The 20,073-nt window shown below is 31.3% G+C and carries 17 protein-coding genes; 1 reads left to right on the forward strand and 16 read right to left on the reverse strand.

The window, feature by feature from the left end:
- Positions 1–10 precede the first annotated feature (10 nt).
- From BTO16_RS10405 to BTO16_RS10480, 16 genes are all read right to left on the reverse strand, one after another.
- Complete coding sequence (locus BTO16_RS10405; protein ID WP_105021627.1) at positions 11–2,524, reverse strand: T9SS type A sorting domain-containing protein; 2,514 nt, start codon at positions 2,522–2,524, stop codon at positions 11–13.
- Positions 2,525–2,620: 96 nt separating this feature from the next.
- Positions 2,621–3,370, reverse strand: a complete 750-nt coding sequence (locus tag BTO16_RS10410; protein ID WP_105021628.1) for a LytR/AlgR family response regulator transcription factor — start codon at positions 3,368–3,370, stop codon at positions 2,621–2,623.
- A complete protein-coding gene (locus BTO16_RS10415) occupies positions 3,367–5,235 on the reverse strand; it encodes a tetratricopeptide repeat-containing sensor histidine kinase (protein ID WP_105021629.1) in 1,869 nt (622 codons plus the stop codon). The genes BTO16_RS10410 and BTO16_RS10415 overlap by 4 nt, the downstream gene beginning before the upstream one ends.
- Positions 5,236–5,598: 363 nt before the next feature.
- Entirely contained in the window at positions 5,599–6,324 is a 726-nt protein-coding gene (locus BTO16_RS10420) for a VIT1/CCC1 transporter family protein (RefSeq protein ID WP_105021630.1), read from the reverse strand.
- Positions 6,325–6,339: 15 nt separating this feature from the next.
- Positions 6,340–7,158: a hypothetical protein gene (locus BTO16_RS10425; RefSeq protein ID WP_245892096.1), complete on the reverse strand. Its 819-nt coding sequence runs from the start codon at positions 7,156–7,158 to the stop codon at positions 6,340–6,342.
- A gap of 100 nt (positions 7,159–7,258) precedes the next feature.
- The gene (locus tag BTO16_RS10430; RefSeq protein WP_105021632.1) at positions 7,259–8,107 is read right to left on the reverse strand and encodes a TPM domain-containing protein; all 849 of its coding nucleotides are present in this window, start codon (positions 8,105–8,107) and stop codon (positions 7,259–7,261) included.
- Complete coding sequence (locus BTO16_RS10435) at positions 8,104–8,541, reverse strand: TPM domain-containing protein (protein WP_105021633.1); 438 nt, start codon at positions 8,539–8,541, stop codon at positions 8,104–8,106. The genes BTO16_RS10430 and BTO16_RS10435 overlap by 4 nt, the downstream gene beginning before the upstream one ends.
- A gap of 5 nt (positions 8,542–8,546) precedes the next feature.
- Positions 8,547–9,155, reverse strand: coding sequence for a LemA family protein (locus BTO16_RS10440; RefSeq protein ID WP_105021634.1), 609 nt, complete (start codon positions 9,153–9,155; stop codon positions 8,547–8,549).
- A 57-nt stretch (positions 9,156–9,212) separates the two neighbouring features.
- Complete coding sequence (locus tag BTO16_RS10445) at positions 9,213–9,965, reverse strand: SDR family NAD(P)-dependent oxidoreductase (RefSeq protein WP_105022885.1); 753 nt, start codon at positions 9,963–9,965, stop codon at positions 9,213–9,215.
- 189 nt (positions 9,966–10,154) lie between these two features.
- Positions 10,155–10,535 carry a hypothetical protein gene (locus BTO16_RS10450; protein ID WP_105021635.1) on the reverse strand — a complete coding sequence of 127 codons (381 nt, stop codon included), beginning with the start codon at positions 10,533–10,535 and terminating at the stop codon, positions 10,155–10,157.
- A gap of 129 nt (positions 10,536–10,664) precedes the next feature.
- Complete coding sequence (locus BTO16_RS10455) at positions 10,665–11,723, reverse strand: phosphotransferase family protein (protein ID WP_105021636.1); 1,059 nt, start codon at positions 11,721–11,723, stop codon at positions 10,665–10,667.
- Positions 11,720–12,940 (reverse strand): acyl-CoA dehydrogenase family protein, encoded by a 1,221-nt coding sequence (locus BTO16_RS10460; RefSeq protein WP_105021637.1) that lies wholly within the window; start codon positions 12,938–12,940, stop codon positions 11,720–11,722. The genes BTO16_RS10455 and BTO16_RS10460 overlap by 4 nt, the downstream gene beginning before the upstream one ends.
- Before the next feature lie 79 nt (positions 12,941–13,019).
- The gene (locus BTO16_RS10465) at positions 13,020–13,796 is read right to left on the reverse strand and encodes an SDR family NAD(P)-dependent oxidoreductase (protein ID WP_105021638.1); all 777 of its coding nucleotides are present in this window, start codon (positions 13,794–13,796) and stop codon (positions 13,020–13,022) included.
- On the reverse strand, positions 13,796–15,610 hold the full coding sequence (locus tag BTO16_RS10470) for an acyl-CoA dehydrogenase (protein ID WP_105021639.1): 1,815 nt from the start codon (positions 15,608–15,610) through the stop codon (positions 13,796–13,798). Before BTO16_RS10470 ends, BTO16_RS10465 begins: the two co-directional genes overlap by 1 nt.
- A gap of 203 nt (positions 15,611–15,813) precedes the next feature.
- Complete coding sequence (locus BTO16_RS10475; protein ID WP_105021640.1) at positions 15,814–16,143, reverse strand: MerR family transcriptional regulator; 330 nt, start codon at positions 16,141–16,143, stop codon at positions 15,814–15,816.
- Between the two features lie 12 nt (positions 16,144–16,155).
- Positions 16,156–17,121, reverse strand: coding sequence for a M23 family metallopeptidase (locus BTO16_RS10480; protein WP_105021641.1), 966 nt, complete (start codon positions 17,119–17,121; stop codon positions 16,156–16,158).
- A 149-nt stretch (positions 17,122–17,270) separates the two neighbouring features.
- On the opposite strand from BTO16_RS10480, the gene alaS reads away from it, so the two are divergent.
- On the forward strand, positions 17,271–19,889 hold the full coding sequence (gene alaS / locus BTO16_RS10485) for an alanine--tRNA ligase (protein ID WP_105021642.1): 2,619 nt from the start codon (positions 17,271–17,273) through the stop codon (positions 19,887–19,889).
- The last annotated feature ends 184 nt before the right edge of the window (positions 19,890–20,073 follow it).

A 20,073-nucleotide genomic window follows, 5' to 3' on the forward strand; every position in this document is an offset into this window, starting at 1 on the left:
CTTCTTAAAACTAATTTTTAATAATTCTTTTAGAAATACTGCTATTTGCAGAAAATATTCTAACTAAATACATATTTGGTTTTAAATTAGAAAGATTAATAAAACTACTATTCTCTTTTTCAATGAGCTTTTTACCTAATAGATTGTAAACTTCTATTTTTAGGATATTTTCTTTGCTTTTAATCGTTAAGTTATTACTTACAGGATTTGGGTAAATAGTTGTTTCACTTAACAAAGAAATGTTTTCAGTGCTTAAAGGAACTGAACCAAACTCAAAAGCTCCCATATCTACAGTTGTATTAAATATTCTTTGGTTTCCAAATAAATCTGTTGTAATTCCAGTAGGAATTTTTGTATTATCTCCTGTATCTATTGCAGGAGAACTTGCTTGTAATTCAAAACTTGAAGTTAACAAAGGATCTACACTACTTGTATTTGTTAAATAAGTAAGATTTGAAAAACTATCTTCAGATATTGAGTTATTAACTGTTGTTAGGTTTGGTAATGATACGTGACCTTTATTTATAGCTATTGTTGTAGATCCGTTTGTACCTGTATTATTATAGAAAATACTATTATTAATTGTAGCATTATGTGTGGTAGAACCATCTACACGTCTACCCAGTGCTAAAGGGCCTCTTTCTGCAACACCAGATATTGTGCCAATATCATTGTTATTTGCAAAAGTACAATTGGTTATTGTAGTAGTTAAGTTAGCACCTGCTGTATTTGCTCTTATCCAAGCAGCACTTCCTGTATAACCATCACTGGTAGAATAATAGTTTTTAGAGGAATTATTAATAAATAATGAATTTGTTATATTCAAATCAATGCTAACATTTGCCATAATTAACATATACAAACCACTACCATATCTAGAAACGTTATTGTTAAAAATACAATTAACAATTGAAAGTGTTGTACTTACCTCAAAACGTACAGCTATTGCACCTCCGCTATAAGTAACATTATTATTAATTTCACAATTTTGTATTTTAGGATTCAAAGCTGTAGGATTAATTAGTATTGCTGCTCCTTGTGTGAAACCTTTTGTAGCTTGCACTGCATCACCATCTTCAATTTTAAAACCATCAATAGTTACATTATCTGCAGATATTTTTACAACCTGATGATTATTATCTATTCTTGAACTTCCAGCAGTTGTTGCAAAATCTACAACAGCATCATTACCATTAACGTCTCCTGATAAAATTGTTGGATTCCCTTTAATATCTCTTTCTGAAATAGTTGTTTCTGTCCCGTCAAAACCACCATAAATAGAAAGGTCATCAATATTAAAATCAAAAGAATCTTCTCTTTCTGAACCTGGACTGTAAGTTCCTGCAGCAACCCAAATTTCTGTTGTATTTGTATAAACATCTGCTAATGCATTATTTATATCTGTGTAAGCATTTGCCCAAGAAGAACCATCTCCAGTTCCTGAAGCATTTGCATCAACATATATTATAGGTAAATTTAATGGTTGTTCTACAGTAAATTTCTTTACAGACATTTTACCTCCATCTTTATACAATACATACATATTACCATCTGTAGAATTCATTTCCATTTTTACAAAAAAATCTGTTGTATTTGTAGCTACCCCTATAGATGGTAATACAGACCAAGAATCTGTTTTCTTATATTTCTGAAAAACTAAATTGTCTGAATTGTCTGAATACATTAAGTAAAATTGATTATCTGTTTTACTTTCGCTAAACTTGATAATACTATTTGTATTATTGGTAACTCCTGATGGTTGTGTCATAGAAGTATTAAATTTACCTACTTCAATTGTATTATTTGTTACATTATTTGCAGCATAATAATCTGTACCAAAAGCACTTGTAACCTCTCTATAGTCAACAGAAGAATTTGTGTGAGTAGCATTAGCAGCTGATCCAATATTATATCTTCTGACTCTTCCATTAGAATCTGCCAAAGTATAAGATTCAAAATCATTAAAATCTACTCTAGCATTTAAACCTTCTTCTCCATTAATAAATGTCCAATTAGAACCAGATTTAGAATAAAACTGCGGTCTTCTATCAGAACCTCCTGAACTTATTACACCAACAACTCTTGGGGTTCCTGTAGTACTAAATTGTAATTGAATGCCATAGGTATAAAAACTACCTCCAACATTCGATCCTTCACTAACCCAGTTTGTACCATTAAAACTAAATACATCTATATTACTTGCAGCACCATTAGCTTGTGCTTTTAAAGCAACCCAAGGTTGGTTTGTTACAGGGTTAATTTTAATTGCTAGGTTATTATAATTTTCGTTTGAAATTGCTCCTGAACCTACATCTAACCAATTTGTGCCATTAAAAGTCATCACAAATACTTTACTTACAGTTGGATCTTCATAAAGTACGTAAGGGACACCTGAGTTTTTAAAAGCAATTTCTCCATTTAATGCAGAATTTGTTGAAAATTGAGCTACTCCAACTTGAGTCCAGTTTTGTGAAAATACGAAGCTACTCACAAAAAGTAGCATTAAAAATAATCTTGTTTTCATAATATTTTTTTTTATAATTATAAAACAAAAATGCCTCTAAATCATAAATAATTTAGAGGCAACTTTCTGAAATGCCGTTTTGAGTTGCTAAAGCACTTAAATATTTTGAACAATGGTTAAAAACTCGTCTTTTTTATCTTTAGAAATCGATATAGTTTTATCACTTTCCATTAAAATATAACCTCCATCTTTTTTGATGTATTCTTTTATGTACATTAAATTGATTAAAAAAGAACGATGTGGTCGATAAAAAGTTTTCATATTTTGAAGTAAATCAACAAAAAACTTTAAAGGTTTGCTAACTAAAATAGTACTATCATTTACAGTAGAAACTTTGGTGTACATACCATCTGCTTCTAAAGATATGATTTCATTAAAATTAACGAATTTAATGCCATCTGCATTTGGCAAACCAATTTTTTTGAAATTAGCATTCTGTAAACTTTCTCTTAATTCTGATAGCCTTTTGTTTATTTGAGAATTGCCTAAAAAAGCAATTGCCTTATCTACAGCTTCTTTAACTTGATTGGGTCTAACTGGTTTTAATAAATAATCTATGGCTGATAATTGGAACGCTTGTATAGCATATTCACTATAAGCTGTTGTAAAAATTATTTCGAAATTATAGACTTCTTTTTCGATAAAATTTAAAATTTCTAAACCAGAATGTTCAGGCATTTCTATATCTAAAAAAACAATATTTGGTGATTCTTTTTTGATTAATTCTACACCAGATAATAAATTGTCAGCTTCTAAAATTTGGGTGATTTTTGGACAATTCTCTTCTACCAAAATATGTAAAACTTGTCTTGCTTTTTTTTCATCATCAATAATTAATGCTTTCATATCTGCTTTTTAATAATGGGGATTTTTAAAACTACTTTTGTACCTAAAACAATGTCTCCTTCTTTTAAATCTAAAATTGAAACTCCTATTTTTTGTTCTTTTCCAAAGTTTAATAAGTCTAAACGCTCACTTGTTGCTTTAGATGCAAATGATTGATGTTGCACTACTTTTCTAGCTTTAATTTCTTTCGCTTTTTCTCTTCCAACACCATTATCTTCTATAATACATTCTATAATTTCATCTGAATATTTGTGCATAGAAACCATTAATTTTCTATCTTTTTTTCTATGCAGCAAACCGTGTTTTAGCGCGTTTTCTACATAAGGCTGAATCAACATTGTAGGTATTTTTATTATATCAGAATTAATAGATTCATCTACGTTAAAAGTATACTCTAATTCTTCTTCGAAACGTAATTTTTCTAGTTCTAAATACAAGTTTAAATTATGTACTTCTTCTGGAATAGAAATAAAACCAGTATCACTAAAATGAAGGTAATTACGAATTAAATCAGCAAACTTCCCTAAATAATCGCTTGCTAAATTCTTCTGATTTAAAACAATATAATCTTGAATAGAATTAAGTGCATTGAATATAAAATGAGGATTCATTTGTGCTTTTAATGCCTTTAGTTCAGAGTCTTTATATTGCTTTTCTAAAGCTAATCTTTTTTGGGTTTCTTTAAGTTCTATAGCTATAAATTCTGCTTTCTTTTTGGCTTTTAATCTGCTAAAATAAAATAACGATGTTATAAAAATTAAAGAACCTATAATTAAAGAACCTATAAATAAACCTTTGTTTTTCTGGCTTTCTAATTTAGATATTGCAGTTTCTTGTTCTGCTAATTCTTTTTGCTTGTAAGCTTTTTCAGTTTCGTATTTAGTTTGCATTTCTTTAACAACTGAAATTTTTTCTTTAGAAAAAATACTGTCTTTTAATTTATAATACTCTTGGAGATATTTAATAGAATTTAAGTAATCTTTTTTTTGTTTATAATAATTGCTTAGTTCATAATAAGTTCTACTTAAATTTTTTAAATTATTCTGCTCTTTATAAATGTTTATAGCTTCATTATTAGCCACAATAGCATCATTTATTCTTCCTGTATTTGCATAAGCTACAGCAAGTTCTAAATTTGTATGAGCAATGTTAGCTTGTTGATTTTTCTCCTTAAAAAATAGTAAAGATTGATTCAAATAATTAATTGCAGATTTATAATTACCTCTTTTATTCTCAATAACTCCTAAAGATGAATTTGCAATAGCTACTCCTGTTTTAAAGTCAACATCGCTAGCAATTGCTTTTGCTGCTTTATACTGTATTTCAGCTTCATCATATTTTTCAACTTCAGAATAAGCTGTAGCTAGATAAAAATGAACCTGTGCTTGTATATTTTTATTAGGGTTTTCTTTTAAAAGCTCTAAATTTTCTAATTGTATTTCTATTGATTTATTAGATTCTTCTAAATGATTATAAATTCTTGCAATGCTGCTATTTGTATAAATTAAACCTGAAACATCATTTATACTATCTTGAGTTTTCTTAACTTTTAACGCTAGTACTAATGCTTCATCATAATTTCCAGACTGTATATAAAATGACGTTAAATTTGTGTAAGAATCTGTAAGACCTTGAATATAACCAATCTCTTTACTAATTTCAATTGCCTCATTTAATATAGATTCATTTTTTAAAATATTTCGAGTAGTGTAAAATTTAGTTAACTGGTTTAAAAAATTAACCCTTATTGTATCTCTTTTCTTATAGGTTTTTTCCAATTGTTTAATCCGTTCAAACTCTTTTTCTTGAGCAAAAGAAATTTGCAGAAAATTGATAATAAACAAAAGTGTAATTATTTTTCTCATAGCTAGTCAGTTATATTGTAAAAATACTTTTAAAGTTACGAATAACTGTAAATGAGTTGCTGAAATGCTGTTTTGAGTTTCTAAACGTAGTTTTTTGACTCAACAAATATCATTTAATTATTGATAATACCGCAAATTGAACTTCTGAAGATTGCTTTTGAACTTATAAAGTTAAAGAATTAAATTTTTAATTCATAGAAATCACCATTTTTTTCCTTGTGTTTTCTATCATAATTAGTAGCTTTATGATATCTAAAAACCAGATTACTTCTTTTGCCTTTTTGTTTGAAAGCTTAAATTTTAATATTTAAAATAATAATTGTCAAAATATTTAACTACTTATTAAGTTTAATTACAACTCTTTTAAACCACATCTACATTAAACATATAACCAACTGCGGCCGTTAAACCCATGGCAACTGTTCCCCAAAAAGTAATTCTCATAACGGCAATTCCTATTTTTGAACCACCCGCTTTAGCGGCTAATGCACCTAAAATTATTAAAAAGAGAATAGCAGAACCATAAATAGAATATTCCATACTTTTTAAAGGAAGAAAAACAGTCACTAAAAAAGGAAGCAACCCGCCAATCGTAAATGCAGCACCAGAAGCCAATGCTGCCTGAATTGGATTTGCCTGATTCATTTCATTTATCCCTAGTTCATCTCTAACATGCGCAGCCAACGCATCTTTTTCCGTTAATTCTTTCGCAACAATTAGAGCCGTTTCTTTTTTTAAACCTCTTGATTCATAAATATCTGCCAAACGTTGCAACTCTAATTCTGGTGTTTCTTCTAATTCTATTCTTTCTCTTTCTATATCCGCATTTTCAACATCGGTTTGTGAACTTACAGAAACGTATTCTCCTGCTGCCATTGACAATGCGCCCGCAACTAAACCTGCTAAAGTGGCTAATATAACAGGCTCTCTTAAATCGCTTGCGGCAGCAACACCAATTGCCAAACTTGCAGTTGACAAAATACCATCGTTTGCACCAAGAACCGCAGCTCTTAACCAATTACTTCTATGTATATAATGATTGTCTAAATAATCATCTAATTCCGCTTTGTTTTCTGCTTTTTCTTTCATTTGTATGCTATGATTTTAATTGTCCACATCAATTTTTAGTTCATACAAGTTGCCGCCTTCTCCACGAGATTTTTCATCGGTAATTAGTAAAGTTGTATTGTCTTTAAAACAGATTCCTTCTTTCTGAGATGCATTCTGCAACTCAATTCGTTTAACCTTTCCTGATAAAAAGTTATCGCCTTTAAAATCAGTAAAAACTAAAATATTTTTTTGTGATAAAAGCACTACTTTTTTTCCATCCGAAGAAATATCAGCAGATGTAATCCAACTTTCTAAATCATTCCCATTATCAAATTTACCAATTAATTTAGCAATTTGCTTTCCTTTTTTTGCAGAAAACTTATACATTGAAGTCTTTCCAAATTCCTTGTCTACTCTGCTTTTGGTAAAAATATAAAAGTGCTTTTTAAAGTAAAAAAATGCCTCTGCATCAAAAAATAGTTCTTTCTTTTTAGGAGGAAAATCATGCTGTTCTTCATATTCAAATTCAATTTCTTCAACCTCTGCATTTTTTTTACTTAAATACTTTTTATCAATTTTTAGTATTCTTAAATTCTTTCTAGTGTTTGTATTATTACCAAAATTACCAATATAAATAGCGCCTTTTTCATCGGCAGCTAAGTCTTCCCAATCGGTGTTTTTAGCTTTTACATCAATTTCTTTTTTTATTTTTCCTTTTTTAGAGACTCCATACAATGTAGATTTATTTCCTCCATCATTAATCATCCAAATAAGGTTTGAATTCTTTAAAACTTCAGTCCCTGAAACTTCTTTTAATTCATTTGGTAAATCTGCAAGTAAATTTAATTGTCCAAAATTTTGACAGCTTATCAAAAGAAAAAAAATGCATGCGTAAATTATTTTTTTCAACATCTAAATTAAAATTTTAAAAGCTGTTTATTTATTTGGTTTCAAAAGGTTAGTATCGATTTTATTACCAGCCACCAGATGCGCCGCCGCCGCCAAAACTTCCACCACCAAAACCACCGCCGAAGCCGCCGCCGCCAAAACCGCCACTACTTCCACCGCCAGAAGAACCACCAAAACCACCGCCAGTTCTACCTAAACTACTTAAAAGTATAACATCAAAAATAGTACTAGATAAAGAACCTGTTCTATTGTTTCTGCCACCACCTTTATTATTTTTATTCCCTTTAGAAATTAAAATAAAAAATACAACAATGATTAAAATAAAAATAATTGTTGAAAAATTAGATCCTTTAGATTCTTCTTTACGAGAACCTTTAAATTCACCATTTAAAGTTTTAAAAATATAGTCAGATCCTTTGTCTAAACCGCTATAATAATCTCCCTTTTTAAATTCCGGAATAATAACTCTTTCAATAATTCTTTTTGACAGAAAATCGGTTACTAAGTATTCGACACCTTTACCAACCTGAATTGCAATTTTTCTATCATCTTTAGCCAATAAAAATAAAATACCATTGTCTTCTTTAGCTTGACCAATTCCCCATTTTTCTCCCCAATTGGCTGCTAAATAATTAATGTTTTCACCTTCGGTGGATGCAATAATTGCAACCACAATTTGCGTAGAAGTAGAATCTGAATACCGAACTAATTTAGTTTCTAAACTTGTTTTTTGAGAAGCTGTAAGGAGATTTACATAATCGTAAACACTCGTTTGAAATTCTGGTTTCTCTGGAATGTCAAATCCTTGAGAGAAAATATTTACAGAAAAAATAAAAGCTAAAAAAAACAATACTTTTCTATTAAAAACAACAGACTTAATATTGCCAACTAAAAACTGTTTACTGAATATCATCCTTTAGAAATTTCATTTGAAAGTTCGTTTTCATCATCTTTTTGATACGGAAAATGATCTTGTAATTCTTCACCAGCTTTTAAAATTCCGTCAACAATTCCTTGTTTAAAATTCCCTGTTTTAAAATGGTTCTGCATTACATCTTTTGTAGTATTCCAAAAATCTTTTGGTACCACATCATTAATTCCTGTATCACCACAAATAACAAACTTTTTATCATCTACAGCAACATAAATTAACACGGCATTTGCGTCTTTTGTGTTGTGCATTTCCAAGAGCTGAAATACTTCTAGTGCACGCTCATAAGGATCTTTTTTTGAAGAAGCTTCCATATGAATTCGTATTTCACCCGAAGTATTTTTCTCTGCAATTCTAATAGCAGAAATAATTTCTTCTTCTTCTTCTTTAGTAAGAAACGCTTCTACTTTAGACATCTTTATTATTTTTTCTTATTAAAATCGAAGCTAGCATCTGGTGCTTTCTCAGAACCTGCATCCGCCGTATAGCGATTCATTTCATCAAAATTAAACAAACCTGCTAAAAATGAATTTGGGAATACTTTTATATGCTTGTTATAATTATTAACCCCTTCGTTAAAACGGTCTCTAGCAACATTTATACGGTTTTCACTGCCTTCATATTGGCTTTGTAATTCTAAGAAATTTGCATTTGCTTTTAAGTCAGGATAGCGCTCTACAGAAACTAACAATTTAGACATTGCGCCAGTTAAACCACTCTGCGCTTGTTGAAATTGCGCCATATTTTCTGGAGATAAATTATTTGCGTCTATAGTTGTAGACGTTGCTTTTGCTCTTGCCTCTATTACTTCTGTTAACGTACTTCTCTCAAAGTCTGCAGCTCCTTGTACAATTTTTACCAAATTGCCAATTAAATCGTTTCTTCGTTGGTAAGAACTTTCTACATTAGACCAAGTAGTTTTTGCGTCTTCTTGCAAAACAACTGCTGTGTTATTAAAACCTTTTCCCCAGTTATAGAATCCGAATACTACAATAACTATTATTATTACCGGAATTAACCATTTTTTCATAATTTCTAAATTTTAATTTGATTTTTGTTCTACAAATTTACGGATTATTATTCACTTTTAAAGCGATGTTCCGCCATCTAAAGTAATCGTTTGCCCTGTTATAAATTTTGTGCTATCCGAAGCCAACCAAACTACTGCTTCTGCAATTTCTGCTGCTTTTCCGTAGCGTTTCATCGGAATGACACTTTTTAAAATTGCGTCCATTTCTGGTTTTGCATTTAATAATTGATCTAATAATGCAGATTCTGTATACCCAGGACACACGGCGTTTACTCTAATATTTTTCGTTGCATACTCCATCGCGGCAGACTTTGTCATGCCAACAACCGCAAATTTACTTGCGCTGTAGCTAATGTTATTTGGCGATGCTTTTAAACCCGCCAAAGAAGCAATATTTACAATATTTCCGTGACCTTGCTTTAAAAATTGTTGCAAAGCTACTTTCATACAATAAAAAACACCTGTTTGATTTACAGCAATTACTCTGTCCCAATCTTTTAAAAGCGAATCGTGTGTTCTTAATAAATTAGGACCGATTCCTGCATTGTTTACAATTACATCTAAGCACCCAAAATTTTCGACCGTAGTATTTATTAAATTTTCTACTTCTTCAAACTTGGCTACATTTACTTTTATAGCTAGCGCTTTCCATTTATTTGCAACAATTTCATCAGCAACTTTTTGAGCACTTTCTAAATTGATATCAGAAACAACCACAGTTGCTCCGTGTTTTGCAAAAAGAATTGCAGTTGCTTTTCCTATTCCAGAACCTGCGCCTGTAATAATGATTATTTTGTTTTTTACTTCCATATCTTTTAATTTTAATTTGGGCGTTCCTTTATCCTGAAAGCATTCAGGATAAAGGCCGGGCTTTTCACTATATCTTTTTGCAAAAAGCAAAAAGGATGTTGTTTCAATCCCTAACGCAAATTCGTTTTTTATGAATAAATTTCGTCTTTTACACCTAAAGTGTTTTAAAAACTTTGCAGAAAAAAGTCATTATTTACAAAAAATCAAACGCGAATCTGATAATCCCGATGCTCTTAATTCTGCCGGATATTCTTTCATTTCCATCAATTTAAAAAACTCGTTTTTGGTAGCATATTTTACTATTAAAACTTCGTCCCACAATTTTTCTTCGGATGAGCCAATTATTGCTGCCATTGGTTTTCCTTTAAAAATAATTTCTGCATCAATTTTTTGAAAGAATGGAAATGCAGCTTTTAGATATTCGTTATAGGTTTCTTTCCCCGTTTTTCCTGTGGATGAAACTCGTTTTTTATAGCTGAGATAATTCATCATAAAAACAGGCATATTTTCATCAAAAGTTGATAAAATTACCAATCCTTCTTTGTTTAATTCTTGATGATTTTCTTGCATTTTCTTAGTTTTATCACTTCGAATAGAATTCTTTTTTAAGAATTTTGTATCGAGAAGTTTTATGAGTTCTCAATACAATTTTTTCGTTCCTCAAAAATCACTCGAGCTAACATTTTAACAATTATTTTATCAATCTATTGATTTCGTTTTTATCGCTTTCAAAGCCAATTTACAACATAATTCTGATGCTTTATTCAGGTTTGCAAAACGAGGGTCTGTCGTCCATCCTTTTGCATATCTAAAATAAATTTGTTGGGCAATTACTGCAATTTTGAACAATCCAAAAACATAATAAAAAACTAAATTATCTGTATTTCTACCAGATTTTTGGGCATACATTTTTGCAATTTCACTTCGTATTGGATTCCCTTCAAAAATAGTTGGCGACGGAATTCCTTGTTTTACAAAATCGTGGTCTGTGGCAACGGTCCAATACCCTAAAGACGTTCCTAAATCCATTAATGGATCGCCTAAAGTAGCCATTTCCCAATCTAAAACTGCCGCAACTTCTTGCCAAGAATCATCTTTAAAAACAACATTATCGTATTTAAAATCATTATGAATTAAACAATGTTCGTATTTTTTTGGCTGATGGGCTTCCATCCAATTCATTACCATTTCTGCCTCTAGAACTTCGGCTGTTTTAGCTTTTACATATTGCTTTCCCCAGTTAGCAACTTGTCTTTCTACATAACCTTCTGGTTTCCCTAAATTCTCTAAACCAATCGCTTTGTAATCAACAGAATGTAATTCTACTAAAGTAGCTAGCCAAGAATTTGCAATGGTTTTATAATCTGAACTTGAAATCTTTCTTTTATGTGCTTCTTTATAATTTAAAATGATGCCTTCTACTTTTTCCATGATGTAAAAATCACTTCCTAAAATAGTTTCGTCATCACAAAAAGCATACATTTTTGGAACCTTCGAAAATGCTTTTTGCACCGCACTTTGCACTTTAAATTCGCGATGCATATCATGACCTCTTTTTATGGCTCCTTTTGGTGGTTTTCTTAAAACAAATTCTTTATTTTCTATTTTTAACAAATAGGTTAAGTTAGAAAAGCCGTGTGTAAATTGTTCTACAAACAAGTCACTTTCAACAGATTTTATAAGCTTTATCTCTTGTAAATATTTTTTAAGTGCTACTTCTGGTAACGCTTCACCCTCTCTTACTTTTTGATTGCTCATGAGTTTTTACCATATTTTTGAATACAACTTTTACCCAATTGATACATGTGCACTTCATCTGGTCCATCTGCCAAACGCAAGATTCTTGCAATTGCAAAATAATGTGGTAAATAGGTGTCTTGACTAACTCCTTTTCCTCCTAAAACTTGAATTGCGCTATCAATTACTTTTTGCGCCATATTGGGCGCCACAATTTTAATCATTGCAATAATATCTTTCGCCTCCTTATTGCCTTCTTTGTCCATTTTATCAGCAGCAGAAAGTGTTAACAAACGCGCTTGTTCAATTTCACAAGCCGATTTTGCAATTTCTTGTCGGATACTGCTATACTCGTAAAACTTTTTTCCAAAAGTCTCTCTTTCTAAAGTTCTTTGAGACATGAGTTCTAGCGCATATTGCGCCATACCAACCAAACGCATACAATGATGAATTCTTCCTGGACCTAAGCGACCTTGGGCAATTTCGAAACCTCTGCCTTCACCTAAAATTAGGTTTTCTTTTGGTACTCTTACATTTTCTAAAATAATTTCTGCATGTCCTTCTGGCGAATCTACATATCCAAAAACAGAAAGTGCTCTCACTATTTTTAACCCAGGTGTATCCATAGGAACCAAAATCATACTTTGTTGCTGGTGTCTATGTTTTGTAGTATCTGTTTTCCCCATTACAATAGCAATTTTACAATGAGGATCCATGCCTCCAGAAGACCACCATTTTTTTCCGTTTATTACATATTCATCACCTTCTAAAACAATAGAAGTTTCAATATTTGTAGCATCCGAAGAAGCAACTTGTGGTTCTGTCATTAAAAAAGCAGACCTGATTTCGCCGTTCATTAAAGGTATTAACCACTGTTTTTTCTGAGCCTCATTTCCGTATTTTGCTAATACCTCCATGTTTCCTGTATCTGGCGCAGAACAGTTAAAAATTTCTGAAACCCAGATTTTTCTTCCCATTATTTCTGCTAAAGGAGCGTATTCTAAATTGGTTAAACCCGGACTTAAAGTTCCGTAGTCTTTTGGAAGAAAAAGATTCCATAAACCAGCTTCTTTTGCTTTTTGTTTTAGCAATTCTATCTTAGGAAAACGTGTCCATTGATTATTTGCATCACTTTGAAAAGCAATATATTCCGCTTCTATAGGCACAATATGTTCTTCAATAAAAGCAGATAATTTATGTTGTAAATCTTTTGATTTTTGTGAGTATTCGAAATTCATTTATTCAATGTTCTTTTATCAATTATCAATTATCGGAAAATGAAAAACTGACAATTTATTATTGTTAAATGTTAATTGACTAACCTGCAATCATATAACCACCATCGGCAGTATAAACACCACCAGTCATATAATTTCCTGCATCCGAAGCTAATAAACACGCCAAACCAACCATTTCTTCTGGCATTCCCATTCTTCCGCTAGGAATGGTTTTTTCTAACTTGTTCAGCATTTTTTCATTTTGCCACAAAGCTGCACTAAACTTAGTTTTAATTAATCCTGGGCAAATTGCGTTTACTTTTATTCCGTGTTGTCCCCATTCTTTTGCTTGATTTTTAGTCAACATTAAAATGGCAGCTTTACTGGTGCTGTAAATTCCTAAACCAAAACCCGGAGTTAAAGCTTCTACCGAAGCAATGTTTATAATACTGCCGTTTTTATGTTTTTGAAGATGTGGCAAAACCAAGTTGGATAAAGCCCAAGGAGCTTTTACATTGATATCCATTATTTTATCAAAAATTGATGGATCTACATTTTCAATTGGCCCATATGTTGGATTTATTGCTGCATTGTTTACCAAAATATCAATTCGCCCAAAAGCTTCTACTGTTTGAGCAATCAAATTTTGACGTTGCTGTTCATCGCCAATATGACAGGCAATGCCAATCGCTTTTAAACCTTCGTCTGTAAATTCTTTTACAACAGCATCGCAAGCTTCTTGGTTTCTGCTAGAAATAACAACTTGTGCTCCGTTTTGTGCTAACCCTTTTGCAATTGCTTTTCCGATTCCTTTACTAGAGCCAGTAATAATGGCTACTTTATGTTCTAAATTAAATTGTGCTGAAATATATGTCATTATATAATGTATTCTTTTTCGTTTTTAATCGTTAGCATTTCGTCAGATAGTAAAGATTCTGCCAATGAATTTGTTTTCGGAACTTCATATTTAAAGTAAAATTTCATGGTATGAATTTTACTTTCATAGAAAGTTTCTGAGTATTTTCTATCCGCATGATCAAGTTCTCTTTTTGCATCAACAGCCATTTCTAACCACAACCAACCTAAAACAACAGTACTTAGATACTCCATAAATAAATTTGCATCCGCTAAATAGCGCTCGTAATTTCCTTTCATTGCAAAAGGCATTAAATGACCCAATATTTTTTCGGAAAGTTTTAATTTCTCACCTAAAATAGTAGCGTAGGGCTTTAAATCTTCATCGTTGGATGCTGCAATTATGGTTATTAAAATTTCTGCGTACAACAATTGTAATCCTTTTCCATTTTCCATGGTTACTTTTCTACCCAATAAATCTTGAGATTGAATTCCGGTTGTACCTTCATACAAAGCAAAAATTCGAATATCTCTATAATATTGCTGTAAGCTAAAATCTGTACAAAAACCATAACCACCAAGCACTTGCAATCCGTTATCTACAGCTTCTGCTCCCGCTTCCGAAGGATATGTTTTTACAATAGGAATAATAGTTTCTAACAATAAATGGTACTTTTCTTTTTCTTCTTTGGATGTTGCTGTCGTTAAAATATCTTGATATTTAGAAGCCAACATCACCAAACTTAAAGAACCTTCAACAATTGCTTTTTGCAATAATAACATCCTTCTAACATCTGGATGTTCTATAATTAAACTCTGCTTTTCTGTTGGATTTTTCTTTCCATCCGCAGATAATTTTCTTCCTTGTGGTCTTTCGTTTGCATACTGTAAAGACGTTCTATACGCCGCCATTGCAATTGCCGCCGCTCCTCTACCAACCGCAATTCTTGCGCCATTCATCATTAAAAACATTTGGTTTAAACCTTTGTGTTCTTCACCAACAAGCCAACCTCTACAATCATCAGAATCTCCAAAACCTAAATGTGTTGTACAATAACCTCTTTGTCCCATTTTCTGAAAATCGGCAATTGTCATTACATCATTATATACTAAAGTACCGTCTTCTTTTAACCTGTTTTTAGGAACTACAAAAAGAGAAATTCCTTTGGTTCCCTCTGGTGCTCCTTCAATTCTTGCCAACACTAAATGCACAATATTTTCTGCAAACTGATGATCGCCACCAGAAATAAATATTTTCTGACCAGAGATTTTATAAAATCCTTCGTCAGTTGGTGTTGCTTTGGTTACAATATCCGATAACGAGCTTCCTGCTTGCGGTTCTGTTAAACACATGGTACCGCCCCAAACGCCAGATAACATATTTGGTACATACGTTTCTTTTAGAGAATCAGCTCCAAATTCTACAATTAATTCAGCTGCACCTTGCGTTAAACTTGGATATCCTGGTAATTGATTATTTGCAGCATCCATAATATATGCAGCGGCTTGCAAAGCAGAAAACGGAATTTGTAAACCACCGTCTTCATAGTTAAAACAGGCTGCAATGATGCCCATTTCGCCAGATTTATGCATTACTGTTTTTACTTGTTCGTGAACAATAACGGTTCCGTCTTTATAATATGCAGGTGTTTGATCCATTTCTTTGAAATAGGGATACAAATCTCTATCAGAAAATTCTTTTACGGAGTCTATAAATAAATCTAAAGACTCTAAATCATGTTCTTTAAATCTTTCTCTAGTTAATAAATCTTCTAATTTATGAATATCATAAAGTATATATTTAAGTGTTTCGAGGTCTATATACTTTTTTGGCATTTTTTTTAAATTTTATAGTTGTTTTTAATGAGTTTGTATACTGATTAAACAGCTTACATATATCCAAATATAACAAAAAATATTATGCATGCATAGTAAATAATAAAAACTATGCATACTTAATACGTTAAAATTTACTTCTTGGCACTATTAATATCTATACCGAAGAGTTTCTAAATCAAAAAAACTGTAAAATTTAAGTTTTACAGTTGATTTTTAATTTTTTGTAGTTCCGCTTTTACAGCTTCTAGTCTACTAATAATTTCGTGTTTATTAAACATTCCTTCGGGATTTTTCTTGAGTTTTTGCTTCGCACCTTCCAAAGTAAATCCTCGCTCCTTCACTAAATTAAAGATTAATTTAAAATTAGTAATGTCTTCTTGAGTAAATAACCTATTTCCTTTTGCATTTTTTTTGGGTTTTATAATGGCAAATTCCTTTTCCCAAAAACGTATTAATGAAGTATTTACTTGAAAAGCCTTGGCTACTTCACCTATTTTATAGTATCTTTTTTCGGGTAATTCTACGTACATAAATAATAAGGATTAATCAAAAGATTGACTTTCTTCGGATGCTTTCTGTAGCGCCGCAAATTCATCCAAAGATAAATCTCCATAATAAAAGTTAATCGGGTTTAAAGATATCCCGTTTTTTTGAACTTCGTAATGTAAATGTGCAGAAACTGATAAACCTGTATTACCAACAAAACCAATTAAATCTCCTCTTTTTACTATTTGCCCTCGCCTAGCTTTAATTTTACTCATGTGCGCATAAATAGTTTTATACCCATAACCATGACTTATATATACAACATTACCATAGGTGCTACTTCTTTCTGCGATAACGACTCTACCATCTCCAGATGCATAAATTGGTGTTCCTATTCGGGCTGTAAAATCCATTCCTTTATGAAACTTATTAATTTTAAGAATAGGATGCATTCTCATTTTATAACCAGATGCTACAGACGTTAAATCTTCTATTTTAATGGGCAATATTGCTGGTATAGAAGACAACATACTTTCTTTCTTTTTAGCTAAAGCAACAATTTCATCTAAAGATTTAGATTGTACAACCATTTGCTTAGACAAAATATCAACCTCTTTGGTAATGGTTTTAATTAACTTAGAGTTGTCATAACCATCTAAAATTTTATATCTATTTATTCCGCCAAAACCTGCCTTACGTTGTTCTTCTGTAATAGGATTTGCCTCAAAATAGCTTCTGTAAATATTATTATCTCGTTCTTGTAGTTGCGATAAAATTACAGAACTTTCTTCTAATCTTTTATTTAGTAACTCAAAATTAAACTTTAAATTATCTAACTCTCTTTTTTGAGCAAGCGCTGTAGGCGAAACTATAACTTGACTAAAACCTATAAAACCAATAAAGGCTATTAAAATAAGAGCTAAAAAAATTAAAAACATTCTTCTATAATTATCCCCTTTTTTTACAGTAATTTTTCTGTAAGAAAGGGCATTCTCATCATAATAATATTTTACTTTTGCCATATTGCTAAATATACTATTTTTGTTCTTTTAATTGGGTTTTTACATTTACAACAACTCACAAATTTACAAAATGTTTTACAACTGCTTTTTTTAAGTAGTTTTTTAAAAATAAATTAACAAAAATCCAACTTGTTGGAACCTTCTTTTTTATGAAATCTCAAGAAATTCGTGCTACTTTTTTAAAGTATTTTCAAGAAAAATCCCATTTAATTGTGCCTTCGTCATCTATGGTTACCAAAGATGATCCTACTTTACTATTCGTGAATTCTGGAATGGCACCTTTTAAAGAATATTTTTTAGGAAACGGAACTCCGAAAAATAATAGAATTGCAGATTCTCAAAAATGTTTGCGTGTTTCTGGTAAACACAACGATTTAGAAGAAGTTGGTTATGACACCTATCACCACACTTTATTTGAGATGCTAGGAAACTGGTCTTTTGGCGATTATTTTAAAAAAGAGGCAATTGCTTGGGCTTGGGAATTGTTAGTTGATGTTTACAAAATTGATAAAGACATATTATATGTTACTGTTTTTGAAGGATCTGATGATGACGATAATTTAAAAATGGATACAGAAGCATTTGATTTGTGGAAACAATTTATTTCTGAAGACCGCATTTTAAAAGGAAATAAAAAAGATAATTTCTGGGAAATGGGCGAACAAGGACCTTGCGGACCCTGTTCTGAAATTCATGTTGATATTCGTTCTGCAGAAGAAAAAGCAAAGGTTGATGGACGAACTTTAATAAACCAAGATCATCCACATGTGGTAGAAATTTGGAACTTGGTTTTTATGCAATTCAATAGAAAAGCAAATGGTTCTCTAGAAAACTTACCCAATAAGCATATAGATACCGGAATGGGTTTTGAACGTTTGTGTATGGTTTTACAAGGTGTTCAATCTAATTATGATACGGATGTTTTTACACCGATTATTAGCGAAATTGAAACCATTACAGACACAAAATATGGTTCAAATAAAGAACAAGATATTGCAACTCGTGTAATTTCTGATCACGTAAGAGCAGTCGCTTTTTCTATTGCAGATGGTCAATTACCGAGTAACACAGGCGCTGGTTATGTAATCCGTAGAATTTTAAGAAGAGCTGTGAGGTATGGTTTTACCTTTTTAGATAAAAAAGAACCATTTATTTATAGATTAGTAGCTGTTTTAAGTGATAAAATGGGAACTGCTTTTCCTGAATTAAAAGCTCAAAAACAATTAATAGAAAACGTAATTAAAGAAGAAGAAACCTCGTTTTTAAGAACTTTAGACCAAGGATTAGTTTTGTTAGATGGCATTATTTCATCCGCAGAAACTAAAGAAATTTCTGGCGATAAAGTTTTTGAATTGTATGATACTTTTGGGTTCCCGATAGATTTAACTGCTTTAATTTTATCAGAAAAAGGATATACTTTAGACGAAAAAGGATTTGAGGCTGAGCTTCAAAAACAAAAGAAAAGATCGCGCGCAGCTAGTGAAATGACGACCGAAGACTGGACGATTTTAAGTGATGATGCTGTTGAAGAATTTGTTGGTTATGATACGCTAGAAACGGCTGTAAAATTAACAAGATACAGAAAAGTAACTTCTAAAAAAGATGGCGAAATGTATCAGCTTGTCTTTAATTTAACTCCTTTTTATCCAGAAGGCGGTGGTCAAGTTGGTGATAAAGGATATTTAGAAACACCTCAAGGTGATGTTGTTTATATTTTGGATACCAAGAAAGAAAACAATGTAATTATCCATTTTACAAAAAATTTACCAAAAAATTTAAGCGAAAGTTTTAAAGCGGTTGTCGATGTAAAACAACGCCATAGAACAGAGTGTAATCATACGGCTACTCATTTATTGCATCAAGCTTTACGAGAAGTTTTAGGAACGCATGTGGAGCAAAAAGGTTCTGCTGTGCACTCAAAATATTTACGTTTCGATTTTTCTCATTTTTCTAAATTATCTGCGGATGAATTACGTGAAGTAGAAGATTTTGTAAACAGAAGAATTGAAGGTAAACTGCCTTTAATTGAAAAACGAAACATACCAATGCAACAAGCAATTGATGATGGCGCGATGGCTTTGTTTGGCGAAAAATATGGTGATACCGTAAGAGCAATTAAATTTGGTAAATCGATAGAACTTTGTGGAGGAACGCATGTAAAAAATACGAGTGATATTTGGCATTTTAAAATAAAATCGGAAGGCGCAGTTGCGGCAGGAATTAGAAGAATTGAAGCAATTACAAATGATGCTGTAAAAGATTTTTATTTTGAAAATAACAGCACTTTGTTTGAGGTTAAAGACCTTTTAAATAATGCTAAAAATCCGGTAAAAGCGGTAAGCACTTTACTAGAAGAAAACACGGCACTTAAAAAACAGATTGAGCAATTATTAAAAGATAAAGCACAGAATTTAATTGGCGATTTAAAAAATGAATTGCAAGAAATTAATGGGGTTCAATTTTTAGCAACAAAAGTTGATTTAGATCAAAACGGAATTAAAAACCTCGCTTTTACAATTGGGAAAGAACACACCAACTTGTTTTTGCTTTTTGCTTCTTCAGAGAATAAAGACAAAGCAATGTTAACGTGTTATATATCTAAAGAATTAGCAACCGAACGTGGTTATGATGCCGGGAAAATAGTAAGAGAATTAGGTAAATTAATACACGGTGGTGGTGGTGGACAGAATTTCTATGCAACTGCAGGTGGTAAAAATCCTGGCGGAATTCCTAAAGCTTTAGAAAGAGCGCAAGATTATTTGGTGTAATTTACCTCAAAAAAATATCTCGGAAAGAGGCGGAGACGGAATGAAATTGTTCTTTTAAATTTATACTTAAAGAATAAGGTAATAATAAAAAGTTCAAATAAATTAAAACATTCAACTTACAAAAACTTGATGAATTAGCGTCTTTTCGAGAAAAAACATGCAAATTAAAATTACTAAAAATTAC

It is taken from the genome of Polaribacter glomeratus, from assembly GCF_002954665.1.
Taxonomy (GTDB): Bacteria; Bacteroidota; Bacteroidia; order Flavobacteriales; family Flavobacteriaceae; genus Polaribacter; species Polaribacter glomeratus.

Coding starts and splice junctions, on each gene's coding strand:
- BTO16_RS10480 (WP_105021641.1), bottom strand. CDS start 17,121: ATGGCAAAAGTAAAATATTATTATGATGAGAATGCCCTTTCTTACAGA.
- BTO16_RS10430 (WP_105021632.1), bottom strand. CDS start 8,107: ATGATATTCAGTAAACAGTTTTTAGTTGGCAATATTAAGTCTGTTGTT.
- BTO16_RS10465 (WP_105021638.1), bottom strand. CDS start 13,796: ATGACATATATTTCAGCACAATTTAATTTAGAACATAAAGTAGCCATT.
- BTO16_RS10455 (WP_105021636.1), bottom strand. CDS start 11,723: ATGAGCAATCAAAAAGTAAGAGAGGGTGAAGCGTTACCAGAAGTAGCA.
- BTO16_RS10410 (WP_105021628.1), bottom strand. CDS start 3,370: ATGAAAGCATTAATTATTGATGATGAAAAAAAAGCAAGACAAGTTTTA.
- BTO16_RS10435 (WP_105021633.1), bottom strand. CDS start 8,541: ATGTCTAAAGTAGAAGCGTTTCTTACTAAAGAAGAAGAAGAAGAAATT.
- BTO16_RS10420 (WP_105021630.1), bottom strand. CDS start 6,324: ATGAAAGAAAAAGCAGAAAACAAAGCGGAATTAGATGATTATTTAGAC.
- BTO16_RS10450 (WP_105021635.1), bottom strand. CDS start 10,535: ATGCAAGAAAATCATCAAGAATTAAACAAAGAAGGATTGGTAATTTTA.
- BTO16_RS10405 (WP_105021627.1), bottom strand. CDS start 2,524: ATGAAAACAAGATTATTTTTAATGCTACTTTTTGTGAGTAGCTTCGTA.
- BTO16_RS10445 (WP_105022885.1), bottom strand. CDS start 9,965: ATGGAAGTAAAAAACAAAATAATCATTATTACAGGCGCAGGTTCTGGA.
- BTO16_RS10460 (WP_105021637.1), bottom strand. CDS start 12,940: ATGAATTTCGAATACTCACAAAAATCAAAAGATTTACAACATAAATTA.
- alaS (WP_105021642.1), top strand. CDS start 17,271: ATGAAATCTCAAGAAATTCGTGCTACTTTTTTAAAGTATTTTCAAGAA.
- BTO16_RS10440 (WP_105021634.1), bottom strand. CDS start 9,155: ATGAAAAAATGGTTAATTCCGGTAATAATAATAGTTATTGTAGTATTC.
- BTO16_RS10470 (WP_105021639.1), bottom strand. CDS start 15,610: ATGCCAAAAAAGTATATAGACCTCGAAACACTTAAATATATACTTTAT.
- BTO16_RS10415 (WP_105021629.1), bottom strand. CDS start 5,235: ATGAGAAAAATAATTACACTTTTGTTTATTATCAATTTTCTGCAAATT.
- BTO16_RS10475 (WP_105021640.1), bottom strand. CDS start 16,143: ATGTACGTAGAATTACCCGAAAAAAGATACTATAAAATAGGTGAAGTA.